This window comes from Aeromonas sp. ZOR0001 (assembly GCF_000801015.1).
GTDB classification, from domain to species: Bacteria; Pseudomonadota; Gammaproteobacteria; order Enterobacterales; family Aeromonadaceae; genus Aeromonas; species Aeromonas veronii.
The window spans coordinates 29384-50624 of record NZ_JRJY01000103.1 but is presented as its reverse complement, the minus strand read 5'-3'; the positions used below and the strand labels follow the sequence as shown (position 1 = coordinate 50624).

General features: G+C 58.6%; 20 protein-coding genes. 11 read left to right on the top strand and 9 right to left on the bottom strand.

The window, feature by feature from the left end:
• The first annotated feature begins 14 nt into the window (after window positions 1-14).
• From L972_RS12785 to mutT, 7 genes are all read left to right on the top strand, one after another.
• The gene (locus L972_RS12785; RefSeq protein WP_005336149.1) at window positions 15-767 is read left to right on the top strand and encodes a cell division protein FtsQ/DivIB; all 753 of its coding nucleotides are present in this window, start codon (window positions 15-17) and stop codon (window positions 765-767) included.
• On the top strand, window positions 748-2007 hold the full coding sequence (ftsA, locus tag L972_RS12780) for a cell division protein FtsA (RefSeq protein ID WP_005336148.1): 1260 nt from the start codon (window positions 748-750) through the stop codon (window positions 2005-2007). Before L972_RS12785 ends, ftsA begins: the two co-directional genes overlap by 20 nt.
• A 39-nt stretch (window positions 2008-2046) precedes the next feature.
• A complete protein-coding gene (gene ftsZ / locus L972_RS12775) occupies window positions 2047-3198 on the top strand; it encodes a cell division protein FtsZ (protein ID WP_005336147.1) in 1152 nt (383 codons plus the stop codon).
• A gap of 99 nt (window positions 3199-3297) precedes the next feature.
• Entirely contained in the window at window positions 3298-4221 is a 924-nt protein-coding gene (lpxC, locus tag L972_RS12770; protein WP_005336146.1) for a UDP-3-O-acyl-N-acetylglucosamine deacetylase, read from the top strand.
• Window positions 4222-4361: 140 nt separating this feature from the next.
• On the top strand, window positions 4362-5267 hold the full coding sequence (locus L972_RS12765) for a M23 family metallopeptidase (protein WP_047438654.1): 906 nt from the start codon (window positions 4362-4364) through the stop codon (window positions 5265-5267).
• A 59-nt stretch (window positions 5268-5326) separates the two neighbouring features.
• The gene (secA, locus tag L972_RS12760; RefSeq protein ID WP_005336144.1) at window positions 5327-8047 is read left to right on the top strand and encodes a preprotein translocase subunit SecA; all 2721 of its coding nucleotides are present in this window, start codon (window positions 5327-5329) and stop codon (window positions 8045-8047) included.
• 74 nt (window positions 8048-8121) lie between these two features.
• Window positions 8122-8526, top strand: a complete 405-nt coding sequence (gene mutT, locus L972_RS12755) for an 8-oxo-dGTP diphosphatase MutT (protein WP_019444787.1) — start codon at window positions 8122-8124, stop codon at window positions 8524-8526.
• Between the two features lie 77 nt (window positions 8527-8603).
• On the opposite strand, the gene yacG is transcribed toward mutT, so the two are convergent.
• From yacG to L972_RS12710, 9 genes are all read right to left on the bottom strand, one after another.
• Entirely contained in the window at window positions 8604-8798 is a 195-nt protein-coding gene (gene yacG, locus L972_RS12750; RefSeq protein WP_005336142.1) for a DNA gyrase inhibitor YacG, read from the bottom strand.
• A gap of 9 nt (window positions 8799-8807) precedes the next feature.
• The gene (gene zapD, locus L972_RS12745) at window positions 8808-9530 is read right to left on the bottom strand and encodes a cell division protein ZapD (RefSeq protein ID WP_005336141.1); all 723 of its coding nucleotides are present in this window, start codon (window positions 9528-9530) and stop codon (window positions 8808-8810) included.
• 37 nt (window positions 9531-9567) lie between these two features.
• The gene (gene coaE / locus L972_RS12740) at window positions 9568-10182 is read right to left on the bottom strand and encodes a dephospho-CoA kinase (RefSeq protein ID WP_047438652.1); all 615 of its coding nucleotides are present in this window, start codon (window positions 10180-10182) and stop codon (window positions 9568-9570) included.
• 13 nt (window positions 10183-10195) lie between these two features.
• Window positions 10196-11068, bottom strand: a complete 873-nt coding sequence (locus L972_RS12735) for a prepilin peptidase (RefSeq protein WP_047438650.1) — start codon at window positions 11066-11068, stop codon at window positions 10196-10198.
• A gap of 61 nt (window positions 11069-11129) precedes the next feature.
• The gene (locus L972_RS12730) at window positions 11130-12371 is read right to left on the bottom strand and encodes a type II secretion system F family protein (protein WP_005336136.1); all 1242 of its coding nucleotides are present in this window, start codon (window positions 12369-12371) and stop codon (window positions 11130-11132) included.
• A gap of 240 nt (window positions 12372-12611) precedes the next feature.
• Window positions 12612-14318: a PilB family type IVa pilus assembly ATPase TapB gene (gene tapB / locus L972_RS12725; RefSeq protein ID WP_047438649.1), complete on the bottom strand. Its 1707-nt coding sequence runs from the start codon at window positions 14316-14318 to the stop codon at window positions 12612-12614.
• A 2-nt stretch (window positions 14319-14320) separates the two neighbouring features.
• Window positions 14321-14785, bottom strand: coding sequence for a pilin (locus tag L972_RS12720; RefSeq protein WP_047438647.1), 465 nt, complete (start codon window positions 14783-14785; stop codon window positions 14321-14323).
• Window positions 14786-15070: 285 nt separating this feature from the next.
• Window positions 15071-15940 carry a carboxylating nicotinate-nucleotide diphosphorylase gene (nadC, locus tag L972_RS12715; RefSeq protein ID WP_047438645.1) on the bottom strand — a complete coding sequence of 290 codons (870 nt, stop codon included), beginning with the start codon at window positions 15938-15940 and terminating at the stop codon, window positions 15071-15073.
• A 3-nt stretch (window positions 15941-15943) separates the two neighbouring features.
• Window positions 15944-16414 (bottom strand): retropepsin-like aspartic protease family protein, encoded by a 471-nt coding sequence (locus L972_RS12710; protein ID WP_040068932.1) that lies wholly within the window; start codon window positions 16412-16414, stop codon window positions 15944-15946.
• A 123-nt stretch (window positions 16415-16537) separates the two neighbouring features.
• Here L972_RS12710 and ampD point away from each other — a divergent pair, with 123 nt between their 5' ends.
• The 4 genes from ampD to L972_RS12690 all read left to right on the top strand — a co-directional run.
• Window positions 16538-17107: a 1,6-anhydro-N-acetylmuramyl-L-alanine amidase AmpD gene (gene ampD, locus L972_RS12705; RefSeq protein ID WP_047438643.1), complete on the top strand. Its 570-nt coding sequence runs from the start codon at window positions 16538-16540 to the stop codon at window positions 17105-17107.
• Window positions 17108-17385: 278 nt separating this feature from the next.
• Complete coding sequence (pdhR, locus tag L972_RS12700; protein ID WP_005336127.1) at window positions 17386-18150, top strand: pyruvate dehydrogenase complex transcriptional repressor PdhR; 765 nt, start codon at window positions 17386-17388, stop codon at window positions 18148-18150.
• 79 nt (window positions 18151-18229) lie between these two features.
• The gene (gene aceE / locus L972_RS12695) at window positions 18230-20890 is read left to right on the top strand and encodes a pyruvate dehydrogenase (acetyl-transferring), homodimeric type (protein WP_005355086.1); all 2661 of its coding nucleotides are present in this window, start codon (window positions 18230-18232) and stop codon (window positions 20888-20890) included.
• 119 nt (window positions 20891-21009) lie between these two features.
• Window positions 21010-21241: biotin/lipoyl-containing protein (locus tag L972_RS12690; protein WP_047438641.1), on the top strand; the 232-nt coding region annotated here is incomplete at its 3' end.

The window sequence follows — 21241 nt, the reverse complement described above, 5'->3', positions numbered from 1 at the left end:
CGGGGATCGATCGGGTGGAGGCAAGGGCACAGGGGCGCACCAAGGGTGGCTTCATCGCAGGGGTAGCATTTTTCCTGCTGGTGATATGGGGCTGCTACCGGACGGCGCTGGATGTTAAAGGTTGGCTGACAGATGCCAACCGGTTGCCCATGAGCGAGCTGTTGCTGCAGGGGCAACACCAGTATTTGCAAACCGAAGAGCTGCGGATGGCCGTGCTGGATGGCGCCGAGCTGCGCAACTTCTTCGAATTGGATGTCAACGAATTGCAGGCAAGGCTCAATGCCTTGCCATGGGTGGCCTCGGTCTCGGTACGAAAGAAGTGGCCGAACAAGATCAAGATCTACCTCACGGAACAAGATGTGGCGGCGCGCTGGAATGGCAACCGCTTCGTCAACACCAAGGGCAAGGTATTCAGTGCCCCGGATCGGGTCAAGACGCCGCTGTTGCAGCTGTCAGGGCCGGATGACCAGGCCGCCCGGGTGTTGAAAGAGAGTCGGCAGTACGAGTCGCAACTGGCTGCCAAGGGATACAAGTTGCTGGGGGTGAATCTGACCCCCCGCCATGCCTGGGAACTGACCCTGGATGGCAATATCAAGCTGTTCCTGGGACGCAATGACATTGCGCTCCGGCTGCAGCGGTTTATCGATGCCTTCCCGGTTATCGAACCCCGTGCGCAAGTCGCCTACGTGGATCTTCGATACGACACCGGAATGGCAGTTGGCTGGAAGAAGAGCGAAGAGAAAGTGCATGACCAACACCGCAGATAGGAATTTGATTGTCGGACTGGATATCGGCACAACCAAGGTGGCGGTTCTGGTCGGGGAAGTATTGCCGGACGGTGAACTGAACGTCATCGGTATGGGCAGTCACGCTTCTCGCGGAATGGAGAAGGGCGGGGTCAATGACCTCGACTCCGTGGTCAAGTCACTGCGCCGCGCGGTGGAAGAGGCCGAGATGATGGCAGATTGCCAGATCAGCTCGGTCTATCTGGGGTTGTCCGGCAAGCATATTGATTGCCGCAACGAGACCGGCATGGTGCCCATCTCCGATGAAGAGGTGACCCAGGAGGATGTGGACAACGTGATCCACACCGCCAAGTCGGTTCGCCTCTCCGACGAGCTGCGCGTGCTGCATGTGCTGCCTCAGGAGTTTGCCATCGATTATCAGGAAGGGATCAAGAATCCGGTCGGCCTCTCCGGTGTACGGATGGCTGCCAAGGTTCACCTGATCACCTGCCACAACGACATGGCTCGCAACATCGAGAAGTGTGTCGAGAAAGTGGGTCTGCGAGTCGATCAACTGATCTTCTCCGCGCTGGCCTCCAGCTATGCGGTGTTGACCGAAGACGAGAAAGAGCTGGGTGTCTGCGTGGTGGACATCGGTGGCGGCACCATGGATATGTCGCTGTTTACCGGCGGTGCCCTGCGCCACACCAAGGTGATCCCGTACGCTGGCAGCACTGTGACCAGCGACATCGCCTACGCCTTCGGCACGCCGCCGCTCGACGCGGAAGCGATCAAGGTGCGCTATGGTTGCGCCCTCGGTCGTCTGGTCAGCAAGGAAGACAATATTGAAGTACCCAGTGTCGGCGGTCGCCCGGCGCGCAGCCTGCAACGGCAGACACTGGCTGAAGTGATTGAGCCCCGTTACACCGAGTTGCTCTCCATGGTGAATGATGAGCTGGTGCGGGTACAAAGCGAGTTGAAAGCGCAGGGGGTCAAGCATCAGCTGGCAGCCGGTGTGGTCTTGACCGGCGGCGCTGCCCAGATTGAAGGCATTGTGGAGTGTGCAGAGCAGATCTTCCAGAGCCAGGTCCGGGTGGGAGAGCCCATGAACATACGTGGTTTGAGTGATTACGTGCAGGCACCGGTGTACTCGACTGCGGTCGGGTTGCTGCAATATGGCCGCACCCATCAAGCCACAGGTAGCAACAAAGAATATGCCGCCAAGGCAAGCGTCGGTGGCCTGGTCAAACGGGTTAGCAACTGGCTGCGTGGCGAGTTCTAAGAATTTTGCTGAGTCAGGCAAATAAAGCGGAGAGACAACATGTTTGAATTTATGGATAGCCACACTGACGAAGCCGTCATTAAAGTGATCGGTGTAGGTGGCGGCGGCGGTAACGCTGTCGAGCACATGGTTCGTCAAAATATTGAGGGTGTTGAGTTTATTACCGTCAACACCGACGCCCAGGCACTGCGTAACTCCAGCGCCAACACTACCCTGCAGATCGGCGGTGGCATCACCAAGGGTCTGGGTGCCGGAGCCAATCCGGAAGTGGGTCGTGATGCGGCCATGGAAGATCGCGAAGCACTGCGTGAGCTGCTGACCGGTTCCGACATGGTGTTCATCGCCGCCGGTATGGGTGGTGGTACCGGTACCGGTGCTGCGCCGATCGTGGCCGAAGTGGCACGCGAGATGGGCATCCTGACCGTTGCCGTGGTCACCAAGCCGTTCTCCTTTGAAGGGAAGAAGCGGATGGGCTTCGCCGCTCACGGTATCGAAGAGCTCTCCAAAAACGTCGACTCCCTGATCACCATCCCCAACGACAAGTTGTTGAAGGTGCTGGGGCGCGGTATCTCCCTGCTGGATGCCTTCAAGGCGGCCAACGATGTACTGCTTGGCGCGGTACAGGGCATTGCCGAGCTGATCACCCGTCCGGGCTTGATCAACGTCGACTTCGCGGACGTGCGTACCGTAATGCGCGAAATGGGTACTGCCATGATGGGTACCGGTTCCGCCTCTGGTGATGACCGTGCTGAAGAAGCGGCCGAGAAAGCCATCTCCAGCCCGCTGCTGGAAGATGTGGATCTGGCTGGTGCCCGTGGCATCCTGGTCAACATCACCGCCGGTATGGACATGACCATCGAAGAGTTCGAAACCGTGGGTAACGCGGTCAAGGCCTTCGCTTCCGAGAACGCCACTGTAGTTGTGGGTACCGTAATCGATCCGGAAATGCACGACGAACTGCGTGTGACCGTGGTTGCTACCGGTATCGGTGCCGAGCGCAAGCCGGACATCACGCTAGTCAAGAGCAGCCAGGTGCAAGAGCGCCCGGTGCGTCAGCCGCTGGTTAGCGACATGATGCAAGGCCGCGTGATGGACGAAGCCCCGGCCAAGGTGGTCAACGCCGAGCCGCAAGCTCGTCGTGAACCGGATTACCTGGATATTCCGGCGTTCCTGCGCAAGCAAGCTGACTAAGCCTCTTATGGCTCTCGTTTGTTTGTTGTTCAAGGAATGTGCTAAGATGGCCTGCCAACGACCATCTGGTCCGGATTTTAAGCTGTTTAGGGTACACCCATGATTAGACAAAGAACCTTGAAAACGAGTGTACAGGCGACTGGTGTCGGCCTGCATTCGGGCCGGAAAGTCACCATGACGTTCCGTCCGGCGCCTGTGAACACAGGGATCGTTTACTTGCGTACCGACCTGAATCCTGTGGTGGAGCTGCCAGCCAATGCCGATCAGGTGCGCGATACCGTGCTCTGTACCGCTCTGGTCAACGAAGCCGGTGTCCGTGTCTCTACCATTGAGCACCTCTCTGCCGCGCTGGCCGGGATGGGGATCGACAACCTCTACGTTGAGGTTGACGCGCCCGAGATCCCGGTGATGGATGGCAGTGCGCATCCCTTTATCTACCTGCTGCAGGAAGTCGGGATCCGTGAGCAGAATGCTGCCAAGCAGTTTGTGCGGATCAAGAAGAGCATCCGGGTTGAAGACGGCGACAAGTGGGCGGAATTCCACCCCTATCGCAACGGCTTCAAGATGGATCTTGAGATCGATTTCCAGCATCCGGTCTTTGAAGGGCGCAATCAGCGTTGCGTACTGGATTTCTCCGGTGCCTCCTTCGTGAAAGAGATCAGCCGTGCCCGTACCTTCGGGTTCATGCGCGATATCGAGTACCTGCGTTCCCAGAACCTGGCGCTGGGCGGAAGCCTGGAAAACGCCGTGGTACTGGACGACTATCGGGTGCTGAACGAAGACGGTTTGCGTTATGAGGACGAGTTCGTCAAGCACAAGATGCTGGACGCGATCGGTGACCTCTATATGTGTAACCGCAGCATCATCGGTGAATTCCGCGCTTACAAGACCGGGCATGCCCTGAACAACAAGCTGCTGCGTGCTTTGCTGGCCGAGCAGGAGGCTTGGGAACTGGTGACCTTCGAGGGTGAGGGCGACAAAGCGCCTATCGCTTACTACGATAACGGTCTGGTTCTGGCCTGATAGCTGTGCAACGGAACGTCGGTCCTCTCTCCGCACCGACGTTCCGTCATTTGTTTACTCCATCCTTTAATACCGATTATCTCCCGGTTTTATTTCCCGTGCAGGCTCTTGGCCGCACCTGACCGAGCAGACTGATTTCTATGAGCATTACCCTGATCCTCCACGGCAAGCAGCGACGCAAGTTGCACCTGCCCAAACAACGTCTGGCCTGGGTCGGCGGTATTCTCTTCTCCCTGTTGGCCCTTGGTGGTGGTTGGCTCTGGCAGAGTTGGCAGCAGAAAATGGAGGCGCTGGAAGTGGCGCTTGCCGTTGCCGAGCAACAGTCCGTCGACCAGAGTGGCGACGAAGCCCGTGAACAGTTGGCAATGCTGGCTGCTCAGGTGGGCACCATGCAAGGCCAGCTTGGCCGTCTCAATGCCCTCGGCGCGCGATTGACCGAGCAGGCCGATCTCGATCCCGACGAGTTCAATTTCAAAGAGCTGCCCCCCATGGGAGGCCCTTCTTATGATGAAGAGCTGGAAGTGAGCCTCAACGAGCTGCAAGCCTCGATGAAGCACCTCAGCCAGCAGCTCAGCAGCCGCGAAGAGCAGCTGTCGGTACTTGAATCTTTCATCATGAATCACCATATCACCGATGCCGGTTTTATTTCCGGTACGCCAGTCAAACAGGAGCGAGTTTGGGTCTCGTCCGGGTTTGGTGGACGGGTCGATCCGTTCAACGGGCGTGCCAAGATGCACAAAGGGGTCGATTTCCGTGGCAAACCCGGAACCCCGATTCTGGCCACCGGGCCCGGCATTGTCAGCTGGGCGGGCCGTCATCCGGAATTTGGCAATATGGTGGAGATTAATCACGGCAATGGCCTGGTCACCCGCTATGCCCACAACTCCAAGTTGCTGGTCGAGGTGGGCACCCTGGTTGATCAGGGTCAGAAGATTGCCTTGATGGGACGCACCGGTCGCGCGACCGGGGTCCATCTGCATTACGAAGTGTTGAAAGATGGTCGTCAGGTCAACCCCGCACGCTTTCTCAGTGCCAGACGGGGTTAGGTTTTTTTCTTCAGGTTCCAGTGACGGAACGCTTTTATAACCAGAAATAGTTGGTACCCATGATTAGCACACTGCTTACCAAGATTATCGGCAGCCGGAACGACAGAACGCTCAAGGCTTTGCGCAAAATTGTAAAACAGATCAATGCCATGGAGCCGCAGTTCGAGGCTCTCTCCGATGCCGAGTTGCAGGCCAAAACGGCCGAGTATCGTCAGCGTATCGAGCAGGGTGAGACCCTGGAGCAGTTGCTCCCGGAAGCGTTCGCGACCGTGCGTGAAGCCTCCAAGCGGGTGTTCGGCATGCGTCACTTCGACGTGCAGCTGATCGGCGGCATGGTGCTGAACTCTAACCGCATCGCGGAAATGAAAACCGGTGAAGGTAAAACCCTGACCGCAACCCTGCCAGCTTACCTGAACGCCCTGAGCGGCCGTGGCGTCCACGTGGTAACGGTGAACGACTACCTGGCCAAACGTGATGCGGAAGCTAACCGCCCGCTGTTTGCCTTCCTCGGCATGACCGTCGATTGCAACGTTCCCGGTATGGATGCGTCCCAGAAGCGTGACGCCTACGCCGCCGACATCACCTACGGTACCAACAACGAATTCGGTTTTGACTACCTGCGCGACAACATGGCGTTCTCGCCGGAGCAGCGCGTACAGCGCCCGCTCAACTACGCGCTGGTGGATGAGGTGGACTCGGTGCTTATCGATGAAGCCCGTACTCCGCTTATCATCTCCGGCCCGGCCGAAGACAGCTCCGAGCTCTATATCCGCGTCAACAAGCTGATCCCGCTACTGGTCAAGCAAGACAAGGAAGACACCGAAGAGTACACCGGTGACGGTCACTACACGGTGGACGAGAAGAACCGTCAGGCGCTGCTGACCGAAAACGGTCAGATCTTCGTGGAAGAGCTGCTCAAGAAAGAGGGGCTGCTGGATGAGAACGACTCCCTGTTCTCCGCCTCCAACATCAGCCTGCTGCACCACGTCAACGCCGGTCTGCGCGCTCACACCCTGTTCGAGCGCAACGTCGACTACATCGTCCAGAAAGACGAAATCGTCATCGTTGACGAGCACACCGGTCGTACCATGCCGGGTCGTCGCTGGTCCGATGGTCTGCATCAGGCCGTTGAAGCGAAGGAAGGGGTGAAGATCCAGAACGAGAACCAGACGCTGGCATCCATCACCTTCCAGAACTACTTCCGCCTCTACAACAAGCTGGCGGGGATGACAGGGACTGCGGATACTGAAGCCTTTGAATTCCAGCAGATTTATGGCCTGGATACCGTGGTTATCCCGACCAACAAGCCGATGGTGCGCAAGGACATGGGCGATCTGGTCTACCTGACCGCCAACGAGAAGTATGCCGCCATCATCGAAGATATCCGTCAGTGCGTGGCCAAGGGCCAGCCTGTACTGGTTGGTACTGTCTCTATCGAGAACTCCGAGCTGCTCTCCGGCATCCTGACCAAGGAGAAGATCCCGCACAAGGTGCTGAACGCCAAGTTCCACGCTATGGAAGCGGAGATCGTCGCCCAGGCCGGTCAGACTGGCGCGGTGACCATCGCCACCAACATGGCCGGTCGTGGTACCGACATCGTGTTGGGCGGCAACTGGCAGGCAGAGATTGCCAAGCTGGAGAACCCGACCAGCGAGCAGATTGCCGAGCTGAAAGCCGCCTGGCAGGTGCGTCACGATGCGGTGCTGGCCGCCGGTGGCCTGCACATTATCGGTACCGAGCGTCACGAATCCCGTCGTATCGATAACCAGCTGCGCGGTCGTTCCGGTCGTCAGGGTGACCCGGGCTCCTCCCGTTTCTATCTCTCCATGGAAGATACCCTGATGCGGATCTTCGCCTCCGATCGCGTGACCGGCATGATGAAGAAGCTGGGCATGGAAGAGGGCGAAGCCATCGAGCACCCGTGGGTCACCAAGGCGATCGAAAATGCCCAGCGCAAGGTGGAAGGTCGCAACTTCGACATCCGCAAGAGCTTGCTGGAGTTTGATGACGTCGCCAACGACCAGCGCAAGGTGGTCTACGAGCAGCGCAATGAGCTGCTGGATACCAACGACATCTCCGAGACCATTCACGTTATCCGTGACGACGTCTACGGCGCGGTGATCGACGAGTACATCCCGCCCCAGTCTCTGGAAGAGATGTGGGACGTGCCGGGTCTGGAAGCACGCCTGAAGGCCGACTTCGCGCTGGATCTGCCGCTGCAGCAGTGGCTGGCGGAAGATGACAAGCTGTATGAAGAGAAGCTGCGCGAGCGCATTCTGGACGAAGCCACCAAGCTCTATGCCCACAAGGAGGAGCTGGTCGGCAAAGAGGTGCTGCGCAACTTCGAGAAAGCGGTGATGCTGCAAACTCTGGATGGTCTGTGGAAAGAGCATCTGGCCGCCATGGATCACCTGCGTCAGGGCATCCATCTGCGCGGCTACGCCCAGAAGAACCCCAAGCAGGAGTACAAGCGCGAATCCTTCGATCTGTTCACCCAGATGCTGGAAACCCTCAAGCGCGACGTGGTCAGCATCCTGAGCCGTGTTCAGGTGCAGGAGCGCGATGTGGAAGCGATGGAAGAGCAGCAACGCCAGCAGGCGGAAGCCGCTCCCCGTACTTATACCCACGCCGCTGCCGAGAGCCAGCTGGCCGATGAACAGGCCGCAGGCGAAGAGGGGCACACCACCTTCGTACGTGACGAGCAGAAGGTCGGTCGCAACGATCCCTGCCCGTGCGGCTCCGGCAAGAAGTACAAGCACTGCCACGGTCAGTTGACCTGATCGACGCTATGCCATAACAGGCGGGCCAAGTGCCCGCCTTGTTATTGGTGGCAACAAGCGAACAGAGGTAATTGATGGAACAGAAAAAACGGATCTGGGTGGCGGTTGGCGTCATCGAGAATGAACGGGGCGATATCTTCATCGCCAGACGCTCCTCCGATCGCCATCAGGGGGATCGCTGGGAGTTTCCCGGTGGCAAGGTGGAGTCCGGTGAGGATCTGCTGACTGCGCTGGATCGGGAGCTGTGGGAAGAGATCGGCATCCGGGTATTGGATTGTGCCCCCTTCATGGAACTGCAGCACGACTACCCCGAGAAGCAGGTATTGCTGGATATCTGGAAGGTGACCCGTTTCAGCGGCGAGCCGTTCGGCAAGGAGGGGCAGGAGTGCCTGTGGGTGCCGGTGGCCGAGCTGCACAACTACCACTTCCCCGATGCCAATGGCCCGATTGTAGCGCGGCTACAGGGTCTGCTGGCGTGAGCCGGTAGCAATCAACAAGCATGAAAAAAGGGCCAATCGGCCCTTTTTTGATATTGCGGAGGTAGGTGATTTGGGGCTTATAGCCACTGATCGCCCTCTTCCGGCTCCGGCAGCAGATCCGGGTTGATCTCCCCCGGGATCCGCTTCTCTTCATCGGCCCATTCGCCGAGATCGATCAGCTGGCAGCGCTTGCTGCAGAAGGGGCGGAACGGACTCTGCGGGCCCCACTCCACTTCGCTCTGACAGGTCGGACACTTTACCTTGGTGACCATAAGCCCTCCTTAGCAGCAGGCGAGCTGGAACGGCACGTCGCCAATCGGCTGTTCTGCGGTAGGCAGAAAGCGCAGGGCGAAGCGGTTCTTGTGGCCGCTCAGGGTCGGGTAGCAGAACAGATTGCCCGGCAGCTTGATGCGGATCAGCTCGGCGCTCTCGGCGGTGTCCTGGAAGAAACCGTTGCTGGCAACCTGCTCACTGAAGCTGCCTGATTCACGCCACAGGCGCAGCAGCAGAGTGATGGCATTCATCAGCAGGTTAATATCGCTCAGCCAGCCCTGCATCTGCTGGTGACGGGTGATGGCCGGGGTACCGAGCCAGTGGTGCAGCTGCGGCACATCGAAGGCACACAGGCCACCCGGGATGGAGAAACGCTGGCGAATGGAGCCGAGCAGACGATCCTCTTTCAGGCGGGCACCCGGGCGTGGCGAGTTGAGCAGGTTGCGGGAGAGCTGGCTGCTCTCTTGCTGCATCAGTTTGATCTGCTCCAGATCGACATCGGGCAGGCTGGCCCAGTGGCTCAGACGCTGGCCGAGACGCTCCAGATCCTTGATGAGGTCGGCGCGCAGGTCTCCACGCTCCAGCAACTCCTGCAGATCGAACAGCCCCTTGAAGAAGGCGATATGTGCCCAGGATTGTTCACTCTCCAGATTGTCGCGGATCTGGGAAAACAGGGACTCCAGACGAAGATAGGTCCGGCTTTTTTCATTGAGGGGGAAATCGTAAATCATGCCTAATCCTGGCCAGCCATAAACCGGCCTAGTGTACTCACACTTGGCGGCCTTGTTGAGAGGCAATTGCCAGATATGTCTCGTGCAGCGCCAAAATCCGCGTTTTAATCGCCATTTCGCTGCCATTGTGGTTTTCGATGACATCATCCGCCGCAGCGAGACGTTCCGACTGGCTCGCCTGAGCGGCGATGATGGCTCGGGCCTGCTCGGCCGATACCCCATCACGGCGACAGGTGCGCTCAATCTGGGTCGCTTCATCCACATCGATCACCAGCACCCGGTTGGCGAGGCCGGTGAGTTTGTTCTCCACCAGCAGCGGCACCACCAGCAGGCAGTAAGGAGAACTGGCTGCGGCACATTGGCGCTGCATTTCACTGCGAATAAGCGGGTGAAGCAGGGCATTGAGCCACTCCTTGGCCTGTGGATCGCTGAAGACCCGCTCGCGCAGGGCACGACGGTCGAGTTGACCGCTAGGTTCAATCACATCAGGGCCAAAATGGTCGGCGATGGCGGCAAGGGCCGGGGTGCCCGGCTCGACCACTTCGCGGGCGATCACATCGGCATCCACCACCTCGATACCCAGCGCGGCAAACTGATTGGCGATAGTGGTCTTGCCGCTGCCGATACCACCTGTGATAGCAACTACATACATGGGGGCCTCTTGCTCAAAGCAGGGTAGAGAGATACCAGCGGGTGATGGTATCGCCCCATAGCAGGGCGATCCAGCCCGCGATGGCGAGGTAGGGGCCGAAGGGAATGGGTTTGCCCTGATGATGTTTTTGCAAGGCGATCAGGCTGATGCCGATCACGGCACCGACCAGAGATGAGAGCAGCAGAATTATGGGCAGCGCCTGCCAACCGAGCCAGGCGCCCAGCGCCGCCAGCAGCTTGAAGTCGCCATAGCCCATCCCCTCCTTGCCAGTGAGCAGCTTGAAAGCCCAGTAGAGGCTCCAGAGCACCAGATAGCCCGCCATGGCACCGATCACGGCATCCGCCAGCGGCACGAAGCCGCCTGCCAGGTTGAACAGCAGCCCACCCCACAGCAGGGGCAGGGTGAGCTGGTCGGGCAGCAACATCTTGTCGAGATCGATAAAGGTGAGGGCGACTAGCACCCAGGTCAGCAGCAGGGCAGCCAGTGTGCCCCAGCCCGGTGTTATGACCATGGCTACGGCCACCGAGAGCAGGGCGGTCAGCAGCTCTACCAGCGGATAGCGGGCCGAGATGGGGGCCTGACAGTCGCGGCAACGCCCTTTGAGCCAGATCCAGCTCAACAGCGGGATGTTCTCCAGCGCAGTGATGGCGTGGCCACAGTGAGGGCATGCGGAGCGCGGCACCATCAGGTTGTAGCGCTCTGGCGCAGTGGCCTCCTCATCGGGGGAAAAGTAGCCGCGATACTCGGCCTGCCACTCCCGCTCCAGCATGATGGGCAAGCGGTGGATCACTACGTTAAGGAAGCTGCCGATCATCAGGGAGAAAAGAAAAACCAGCGAGAAGTAGAGCCAGGGCAAGCTGTGAGCCAGCTCGAGAAGAAGTGTCATAACCAACCGTCAGTTATTGAATGAGGGGGAGGACATGGTTGTGGTGCCATGCCCTGATGAATCAGCCTACCACGTCGCCAAGCTTGAAGATGGGCAGGTACATGGCGATCACCATGCCGCCGACCAGCACCCCAAGTACCACCATGATGAGGGGTTCCAGCAGGCTGGTGAGGCCATCGACCAGATCATCCACCTCCTGTTCGAAGATGGTGGCGACCTTGGAGAGCATATCATCGATGGCGCCGGACTCCTCACCGATCATCACCATCTGGATCACCATGTCGGGGAAGAGATCGACGGTGCGCATCGCCACGTTGATCTGCATACCGGCCACCACCTCGTTGCGGATCGCCATGACCGCGGTGCGATAGACATAGTTACCAGAGGCCCCAGCCGCCGAAATCAGCGCATCCACCAGCGGGATACCGGCGGAGAAGGTGGTCGACAGGGTGCGGGCAAAGCGGGCCATCGCCGCCTTGTGCAGGATCATCCCGACTACCGGAATGGTGAGGACGAACTTGTCGGTATTGTCTTTCACCTTCTGGGAGGCCCGCCAGGCTCGCACGTAAAGGAAGATGCCAAGGGCCGTGCCACCAAAGAAGACATACCACCAGTTCTGCATAAAGCGGGAGATGCCGATAACAAACTGGGTGAACACCGGCAGCTCGGCGCCGAAGCTCTTGAAGATATCCTCGAACTGCGGAATGACGAACAGCAGCAGGATGGAGGTGACCACAATGGCGACCAGAATGACCATGGTGGGGTAGAACATCGCCTTCTTGATCTTCGACTTGAGCGCTTCCGACTTTTCCCGATAGGTAGCGATACGGTCGTAGATGGTCTCCAGCGCCCCGGATTGCTCACCGGCTTCCACCAGATCGCAGTAGAGATCATCGAAATAGAGAGGATGGCGACGCAGCGCCTCCGACATGGGGGTGCCAGTCTCCACATCGGCGGCAATCTGCCCCATCAGCTCGCGCATCGAGGCTTTCTCGTGACTGCGGGCGATGATCTGCAGGCTCTGCACCAGTGGTACGCCGGCGGAGAGCATGGTGGTGATCTGACGGGAGACGATGGCGATATCCATCGGTTTGATCTTGGCGCCGCCCTTGGAGAAGAGCCCCTGGGATTTTTTGGCCACCTTGGTGACGTTGACCCCCTGCTTGCGCAGTTCGGTCTTGACGGTGTTGATGCTGTCGGCCTGCAGCTCGCCGGAGACCTTCTGCCCCTTGCGGTTTACCCCGTGCCAGCGGAAGGCGAAGACTTTCTTGGGGGCATTGTTCTTTTTCGTTAGGGTTGCCATCTTTGCATCCTGCAATGGGGTTGGTTGTCAGAGTCGGACTCCGCACGTCACCAACCTGGTCAAGGTGCCCGACTGGCTTGATGCCTGCGGGGTACTGATAGGGTGGGTGGTACCTTCTTGGCGCCAGCCCGGTCACTTTAATACCTGATTATTCTGTCGCTCGGGTTGTCATCCATAGCGAGTTTGTGGGTGAATGATGCTTTGTGCCAACCAAACCGGCGGGTCGTTCCGCCACATGGATCAGTTGGTGGTGACCCGATTGACCTCGGCCAGACTGGTGACCCCGAGCCGAGCCTTCTCCAGCCCCGAGGTACGCAGGGTACGCATCCCCTCTTTCTGCGCGATAGCTGCGATTTGTAGGGAGTTGGCCCCTTGCATGATCAATTTGGCGATGTTCTCCGACATCAACATGATTTCGTAGATGCCGACCCGCCCCTTGTAGCCGCCGGAACACTCCTTGCAGCCGACCGGTTTGAACAGTCGCAGCCCCGCCGCCAACTGCTGCGGCGTAAAGCCCAGCTCCAGCAGTTCGGCTTCCGGCACCACTTCCGGCGCTTTGCAGTGGTCGCACAGTTTACGGGCCAACCGCTGGGCCATGATCAGGGTCACCGAGGAGGCGATGTTGAAGGCCGGAACCCCCATGTTCATCATCCGGGTCAGGGTCTCGGCGGCGGAGTTGGTGTGCAGGGTGGAGAGCACCAGATGGCCGGTCTGCGCCGCCTTGATGGCGATCTCGGCGGTTTCTAGATCCCGTATTTCACCCACCATCACCACATCCGGGTCTTGCCGCAAGAAGGAGCGCAGGGCGCTGGCGAAGGTGAGCCCCGCCTTGGGATTGACCTGCACCTGATTGACGCCGGGCAGGTTGATCTCTACCGGATCTTCGGCGGTTGAGATGTTCACCTCGGTGGTGTTGAGAATATTGAGGCCGGTATAGAGCGAGACCGTTTTGCCCGAGCCGGTGGGGCCGGTGACCAGTATCATCCCCTGCGGTTTGGAGAGGGCGCGCAGGTACTGCGCCTTCTGCCGGTCATCAAAGCCGAGTTGCTCGATATTGAGGCGTGCCGCCGAGGAGTCGAGCAGACGGATAACGATCTTCTCCCCCCACATGGTGGGCAAGGTGTTGACCCGCATATCCATCGACTTGTTGCGCGACAGCTTCAACTTGATGCGGCCATCCTGCGGCAACCGCCGCTCGGCAATATCGAGTCGCGCCATGACCTTAAGGCGGGCGGAGAAGCGGTTGGAGAGGTTGACCGGCGGCGTAGCGATTTCATGCAGAATGCCGTCGATGCGAAAGCGGACCCGATACTTGAACTCGTAAGGCTCGAAATGCAGGTCGGAGGCGCCGCGCTTGATGGCATCCATCAGGATCTTGTTGATGTACTTGACGATGGGGGCATCGTCATCAGCGGTATTGACGCTCTCGTCGAGTCGGCTGTTTTCGTCGGAGACCTCGAGATCCGAAATTTCGGATTCGTCGATATCCTCCATGCCGAGGGCGTCGTTTTCACTCTCCAGCAGCTTGCCGATGGCGGCGGTGAGCTTGTTCTCCTCCACCAGCAGCGCCTCGGTATGAAGGCCGAAGCTGAAGCCAAAGTCCTCCAGGGCCGACACATTGGTCGGATCCGACATGGCGATATAGAGGGTGTGGCCCTGGGTGTAGATGGGCAGCACGTGGTGCTTCTCAATCAGCTTCTGATTGAGGTACTTCTGCGGGATCTCGGCCAAGTCGAAGGCGGCAAGATCCAGCAGAGGTACCCCATACTCCAGCTCGCAAAAATCGGCGAGCGCCTTGCTGTCGAGGATGTCGTTCTCTATCAGAAAGGTGACAAAGGGTTTGCGCTGGGCCTTGGCCTGGCTCAGATAGCGCTGGGACTCCTCTTCACTGATCAGTGAAGAGGCGGCCAGGCTTAACGCCAGGCCGCTATGGGGACTAGAGGTCATTATTATGGGCAGTACTCTAAAGTTGCTTGTGCACCACTGGCATTCGCTTTACCTAAGCAGGCACCCACCCAGGTGACTTTGTTTGTTGAATCCATAGTGCCGGTGATGACGTAGCTATCACCATCAATTAATGGTGATAAATTCGAACCATTTACAGCTGTTGTAATCTTGACTTCAGCGTTTGTTGCACCGCCTTCGGTTTTCGTTGTGATATTACCAGAAGTAATATCCGCGGGAATTCCTGCTTGGCCATTTACACACTTTGTTTTGAAATCAGTGGTAGTGGCCTTGGTTTGTGCGCAGACTTCTACGGCTGTTTTGACTGAACCAGTGGCTGCAACTAATTCAGTCATTTTGGCTTTTTTGGTGTAGTTCTGATACGCAGGTAGCGCGATAGCCGCCAAGATGGCCACAATCGCGACCACAATCATCAATTCAATAAGGGTAAAGCCTGACTGTTTCTTCATTTTAAATATCCTTTTATCCTTGGTTCCTGGGAAGTGACGGTGGAAAACTATCCACACGTCAATATCTTATCCGAGCGGACGAGCTTGGCAACCCGTGTGCCGGTCCGTCGTTAAAGTTTTTGATCCAATCCGCTAATTGGGTGAAAAAAGCGCGCAAACTGACCTGTTTCTGTTTAATCACCTCCCTGCCTGGGTGACGGGTACGACATATAAAGAAAAGGTGCCGGGGGCACCTTTTGCAAGTCGACGAGCGGTTTATGTTGGCGGGCCGCGCAATGTCTCGCTTCAGATCATCCGCATCGACAGATCCAGCGCCCGCACATGCTTGGTCAGCGCCCCGACCGAGATAAAATCGACGCCGGTGGCCGCAAACTCGGCCAGGGTATCCAGCGTCACATTGCCGGAGACTTCCAGCTTGGCACGGCTCTGATTGATGGCGACCGCTTCGCGCATCATGGTCACGTCGAAGTTGTCGAGCATCACGATATCGGCCTTGGCCGCCAGCGCCTGTCCCAGTTCTGCCAGCGATTCGACCTCCACCTCCACCGGTTTGCCCGGATTGAGCCGGCGAGCTTCGTTAATCGCTTCGGCGATGCCGCCACAGGCGAGGATATGGTTCTCCTTGATGAGATAGGCGTCATGGAGGCCGATGCGATGATTCTTGCCGCCGCCGCAGGTGACCGCGTACTTCTGGGCGGTGCGCAGCCCGGGGATGGTTTTGCGGGTGTCGAGCAGACGACAGTCGGTGCCCGCCAGTTCAGCGACATAGCGGGCAGTGAGGGTGGCGACGCCGGAGAGGGTCTGGACAAAGTTCAGCGCAGTGCGTTCGCCGGTCAGCAGCAGGCGGGCAGGGCCGTGGAGGCGGAACAGCTCCTGATTGGGGGAGAGCACTTCCCCATCCTGCACCTTCCACTCCACCTTCACCTCGCCGCCGAGTTGGGTCTTCAGTTGCAAGAAGACCTCATCCACCCAAGGCTGGCCGCAGAATATGCCGGCTTCGCGGGTGATCACCCGGGCGCTGGCCATCCGGTCGGCCGGGATCAGCTGGGCGGTGATATCTACGCTGGCATCCGGTTGGTCCAGCGCGGTGAGGGCATCGCCCAGATCTTCGAGTAGTGCGGCGCGCACGGCGCGGCTGACATCCTGTTGAAACATGCCTTATTCCTGCAAGGGTCTGAGCAGCAGTTGCCGCTCTTTTTGAACCAGCTCCAGCCGACCGAGGGCGTTCATGCCAACCAGCACTTCGTCACCGTCTGCCGCCGGATTGATAAAGATGGCCAGATCGTACAAGGTCAATGGCCCCATCGCCAGCGTTTCGATGGTGCCGTTGCCGACCCGGATCTGCCCCGCGGCGGTATTGACCTGGCTGCTGCCATGAGCGGTCAGGCCGAGGCGCTCGGCAACCTGCTGCGGAATGGTGATGCGGGTGGCGCCGGTATCGAGCAGCAGTTGCACCGGTTGGCCGTTGATGGCACCCTCCAGACGATAGTGGCCGCTCTGGTCGGCCCGCAGCAACAGCTCGCCGCTGGCGGTGACGCTCGGTTGGTTGCGGGAGTGAAAATAGAGGGTCAGCAGGCCCATCAGAGAGAGCCAGGCCAGTAACCACATCCAGCGTGCCGTGTGCTGCATATCCCATCCATTGCGAGCGGAAGATGACTCAGCCTAACACACAATTTTCCACTGATTCAGCGGCTTGGTGACGAGATGCCTGCCCGGATCGCGCTTTTCTGTTCAACTCGTATCGAGTAGCCGATGACTCATTCTGACTCCATGTTTTCCATCGATGATGCCGGCTGGTGCCAGCAGGCGCGCCGGGTGCCTTCTCCCCATCACAACGAGCGGGCCGTGCCGGACGATATCTCCCTGCTGGTGGTGCATGGCATCAGCCTGCCGCCGGGGGAGTTTGGCGGCCCCTTTATCGACGACCTCTTTATGGGGCGGCTCGACCCCGAGGCTCACCCCTATTTTGCCGGTATCCATCAGCTGCGGGTTTCGGCCCACAGCCTGATCCGCCGTGATGGCGAGCTGGTGCAGTATGTGCCGTTTGGTGCCAGAGCCTGGCATGCGGGAGTATCGAGCTGGCAGGGGAGGGAGGCGTGCAATGACTTCTCCATCGGCATCGAGCTGGAAGGGACCGACGAAATACCCTATACCGAGGCTCAGTACCGGGCTTTGGTGAGGCTCACCCGAGCCATATCAGATCGCTATCCGGCGATTACCCACGAAAAAATTGTCGGCCATTGCGATATAGCGCCAGGGCGCAAGACGGATCCCGGCGCCAGTTTCCAGTGGGATTACTACCGGCAGTTGCTAAACAGCTAAAGCAAATATTCAAATTTAGTTTGGATTTTAAAATCAATGGCTTGCCTATCTGGCAGGCCATTTTTGTCTTTGGTTGCGCAAATGTTATTTGTGAGCGTAATCAAGAATATTGGTCAGACCATTTTCTATGAGCTAAATCATGTTTCCTCTGCTTTACCCCTTAAGTGGTGAGGTGGATTCTTGACTCAGATCATCTTTTGAGTGGACTTTTCAAAAGGCCTCTGCTAATTTTCGCCCCATCCATGAAATTGGTAATACCAATTTAACAAAGTAGCCTCATGCCCTATCGCAAGATTACGCAACCCAAGCTGGCCGACTCCATTGTCGCCGAGCTGGAACAGATGATTCTGGAAGGCAGTTTGCAGCCGGGGCAGAAATTGCCTCCCGAACGCGAACTCGCCATCCAGTTTCAGGTATCGCGCCCCTCCCTGCGCGAAGCCATCCAGCGACTGGAAGCGCGCGGGTTGCTCTATCGCCGTCAGGGCGGCGGCACTTATGTGCAGAATGCCCTGAGCAAGGGGATCGCCGATCCCCTGTTCGAACTGCTCAGTACCCACCCGGAAGCCCAGTATGATCTGCTGGAATTTCGCCACGCGCTGGAAGGCATCTGTGCCTACTACGCGGCCTTGCGGGGAACCGGGTCTGATTTCGAGCGTATTCGTCAGGTGCAAACCACCATCGAAGAGGCGGGCCAGCTGGGCTCGCTGGTGGCCGAATCGGCAGCCGTCACCCAGTTCTATCTGGCGGTGGCCGAGGCGTCCCACAACGTGGTGCTGCTGCACCTGCTGCGGGCCATGAGCCCGATGCTCGAACAGAACATTCTGCAGAATAACGAGATTTTGAATCGCCGCCCGGGAGTGGTAGCCAAGATACGTCGCCATCGCGCGAATCTGATCGAGGCTATTCTTTCGGGGGCTCCGGAGCGGGCCAGAACAGCTTGTCATGAGCATCTGGCCTTTATCGAGGACACCTTGTTGGATATGCAGAGGGAAGACAGCCGGATCCAGCGATCCATGCGTCGGATCCGTCAGCAGGAAAACTAATCCCACAAGGCTTTATTGTCGAATGCTTGCGCCCTTCGCCGTGCAATGCCGTGCAATCACAACAACATAGGAACCAGCCATGTCTGATATCCTGAAGAACGATGTGGACCCGATAGAAACGCTGGAGTGGCTTGCCTCTCTGGAATCCCTGCTGCGTGAAGAGGGTCCGCAACGCGCTCAGTTCATCCTTGAACAGTTGGCCGAGAAAGCCCGCGTAAGCGGTGTGGACGTGGCTGCCAAGGCAAATCGCGATTACATCAACACCATCCCGTCCAGCGATGAGCCGGACTACCCGGGTGACCTGGAGATGGAACGCCGCATTCGCGCCATCATCCGCTGGAACGCCATGATGATCGTGCTGCGCGCGTCCAAGAAAGACCTGGACCTGGGTGGTCACATGTCTTCCTTCGCTTCTTCTGCGACCATCTATGATGTCTGCTTCAACCACTTCTTCCGTGCTCGCAACGAGAAGGATGGTGGCGATCTGGTTTACTTCCAGGGTCATATCTCCCCGGGCATCTATGCTCGCGCCTTTGCTGAAGGTCGTCTGACCGAAGAGCAGCTGGACAACTTCCGTCAGGAAGTGGACGGCAAGGGTATCCCTTCCTATCCGCACCCGAAACTGATGCCGGACTTCTGGCAGTTCCCGACCGTCTCCATGGGTCTGGGCCCCATCGCCGCCATCTATCAGGCTCGCTTCCTGAAGTACCTGACCGACCGTGGCATCAAGGATTGCTCCGAGCAGACCGTTTACGCCTTCCTGGGTGACGGCGAGATGGACGAGCCGGAAGCCAAGGGAGCCCTGACCGTTGCCGTGCGTGAAAAGCTCGACAACCTGGTATTCGTGGTCAACTGCAACCTGCAGCGTCTGGATGGTCCGGTTGTCGGTAACGGCAAGGTCATCAACGAGCTGGAAGGCCTGTTCGCCGGCGCCGGTTGGGATGTCACCAAGGTTATCTGGGGTCGCAAGTGGGATGAGCTGCTGAAGAAAGACACTTCCGGCAAGCTGATCCAGCTGATGAACGAGACCGTGGACGGTGACTACCAGACCATGAAGTCCCGCGACGGTGGCTACATCCGTGAGCACTTCTTCAACCGTTATCCGGAAACTGCCGCGCTGGTCAAAGACATGACCGACGAGGAGATCTTCGCCCTGAACCGCGGTGGTCACGATCCTCGCAAGCTGTTCGCCGCATTCAACAAGGCGACCCAGACCAAGGGCAAGCCGACCGTTATTCTGGCCAAGACCATCAAGGGTTACGGCATGGGTGAAGCGGCCGAAGGCAAGAACATCGCTCACCAGGTCAAGAAGATGGAGCTGGACTCCGTGCGTCACCTGCGTGACCGCTTCAACCTGCCGGTGGCCGACGAGCAGCTGGCCGATCTGCCGTACCTGAAGATCGAAGCCGGTTCTGCCGAGCACAAATACCTGCACGACCGTCGCACCGCCCTGAAAGGCTATGTGCCGACCCGTCTGCGCGAAAGCACCACCAAGCTGGAAATCCCGGCACTGGATGCCTTCGGCCCGCTGCTGGGTGAGCAGGCGCGCGAAATCTCCACCACCATGGCGTTCGTGCGTTCCCTGAACGTGATGCTGAAAGACAAGTCCATCGGCAAGCGCATCGTTCCGATCCTCGCTGACGAAGCCCGTACCTTCGGTATGGAAGGTCTGTTCCGCCAGATCGGTATCTACAGCCCGCACGGTCAGCAGTACACCCCGCAAGACCGCGACATCGTCTCCTACTACAAGGAAGACAAGCAGGGTCAGGTTCTGCAAGACGGTATCAACGAGCTGGGCGCCATGTCCTCCTGGCTGGCTGCTGCGACCTCTTACAGCACCAACGATTGCCCGATGATCCCGTTCTACATCTACTACTCCATGTTCGGCTTCCAGCGGATCGGCGACATGGCGTGGGCAGCCGGTGACCAGCAAGCCCGTGGCTTCCTGCTGGGTGCAACCTCCGGTCGTACTACCCTGAACGGCGAAGGTCTGCAGCACGAAGATGGTCACAGCCACATCCTGGCGAACACCATCCCGAACTGCATCTCCTACGACCCGTCCTACGCCTATGAAGTGGCGGTGATCGTACAGGACGGCCTGCGCCGCATGTACGGTGAGAACCCGGAGAACGTGTTCTACTACATCACCACCCTGAACGAGAACTACGCCATGCCGGCCATGCCGGAAGGCGCCGAGGAAGGCATCCGCAAGGGTATCTACAAGCTGGAATCCGTCGCCGGTGCCAAGGCGAAAGTTCAGCTGCTGGGTTGTGGCTCCATCCTGGGTCACGTGCGCAAGGCTGCCCAGATCCTGGCCAGCGAGTATGGCATCGGTTCCGATGTATTCAGCGTCACCTCCTTCAACGAGCTGGCTCGTGACGGTCAGGACGCGGATCGCTGGAACATGCTGCACCCGACTGCCGAAGCTCGCGTACCGTACATCGCTCAGGTACTGGGTTCTGAAGCCACCATCGCTGCGACCGACTATATGAAGTCCTTCGCCGATCAGGTTCGCGCCTTTGTTCCGACCGAGAACTACCGCGTGCTGGGTACCGACGGTTACGGCCGTTCCGACAGCCGTGCCAACCTGCGTCGTCACTTCGAAGTGAACGAGTTCTACGTGGTGGTTGCTGCCCTGACCGAACTGGCCAAGCGCGGCGAGGTAGACAAGCAGGTTGTGGCCGACGCCATCGCCAAGTACGGCATCGATGCCGACAAGGTCAACCCGCTGTACGCGTAAGTGGATCAAGGGTCGCGCCGTCATGCGGCGTGACCCTGCCAGGATTTAAAACGGTTAACGCGAGATGTGCGTGGCGGCATCAGCCAGCCACGCGGATCGACGCAAGAGGATAAAGCACAATGTCCAAACAGATTATGGTGCCGGATATCGGCGCCGATGAGGTTGAAGTCACCGAGATCATGGTGGCCGTGGGTGACAAGGTCGAGCTGGACCAGTCCATCATCGCGGTAGAAGGCGACAAGGCCTCCATGGAAGTTCCGGCCCCGTCAGCCGGTATCGTCAAAGAGATCCTGATCAAGGTGGGCGACAAGGTTGCCACCGGTTCCCAGATCATGATCTTCGAAGCCGAAG

Coding starts and splice junctions, on each gene's coding strand:
- ftsA (WP_005336148.1), top strand. CDS start 748: ATGACCAACACCGCAGATAGGAATTTGATTGTCGGACTGGATATCGGC.
- ftsZ (WP_005336147.1), top strand. CDS start 2,047: ATGTTTGAATTTATGGATAGCCACACTGACGAAGCCGTCATTAAAGTG.
- lpxC (WP_005336146.1), top strand. CDS start 3,298: ATGATTAGACAAAGAACCTTGAAAACGAGTGTACAGGCGACTGGTGTC.
- L972_RS12765 (WP_047438654.1), top strand. CDS start 4,362: ATGAGCATTACCCTGATCCTCCACGGCAAGCAGCGACGCAAGTTGCAC.
- secA (WP_005336144.1), top strand. CDS start 5,327: ATGATTAGCACACTGCTTACCAAGATTATCGGCAGCCGGAACGACAGA.
- mutT (WP_019444787.1), top strand. CDS start 8,122: ATGGAACAGAAAAAACGGATCTGGGTGGCGGTTGGCGTCATCGAGAAT.
- yacG (WP_005336142.1), bottom strand. CDS start 8,798: ATGGTCACCAAGGTAAAGTGTCCGACCTGTCAGAGCGAAGTGGAGTGG.
- zapD (WP_005336141.1), bottom strand. CDS start 9,530: ATGATTTACGATTTCCCCCTCAATGAAAAAAGCCGGACCTATCTTCGT.
- coaE (WP_047438652.1), bottom strand. CDS start 10,182: ATGTATGTAGTTGCTATCACAGGTGGTATCGGCAGCGGCAAGACCACT.
- L972_RS12735 (WP_047438650.1), bottom strand. CDS start 11,068: ATGACACTTCTTCTCGAGCTGGCTCACAGCTTGCCCTGGCTCTACTTC.
- L972_RS12730 (WP_005336136.1), bottom strand. CDS start 12,371: ATGGCAACCCTAACGAAAAAGAACAATGCCCCCAAGAAAGTCTTCGCC.
- tapB (WP_047438649.1), bottom strand. CDS start 14,318: ATGACCTCTAGTCCCCATAGCGGCCTGGCGTTAAGCCTGGCCGCCTCT.
- L972_RS12720 (WP_047438647.1), bottom strand. CDS start 14,785: ATGAAGAAACAGTCAGGCTTTACCCTTATTGAATTGATGATTGTGGTC.
- nadC (WP_047438645.1), bottom strand. CDS start 15,940: ATGTTTCAACAGGATGTCAGCCGCGCCGTGCGCGCCGCACTACTCGAA.
- L972_RS12710 (WP_040068932.1), bottom strand. CDS start 16,414: ATGCAGCACACGGCACGCTGGATGTGGTTACTGGCCTGGCTCTCTCTG.
- ampD (WP_047438643.1), top strand. CDS start 16,538: ATGACTCATTCTGACTCCATGTTTTCCATCGATGATGCCGGCTGGTGC.
- pdhR (WP_005336127.1), top strand. CDS start 17,386: ATGCCCTATCGCAAGATTACGCAACCCAAGCTGGCCGACTCCATTGTC.
- aceE (WP_005355086.1), top strand. CDS start 18,230: ATGTCTGATATCCTGAAGAACGATGTGGACCCGATAGAAACGCTGGAG.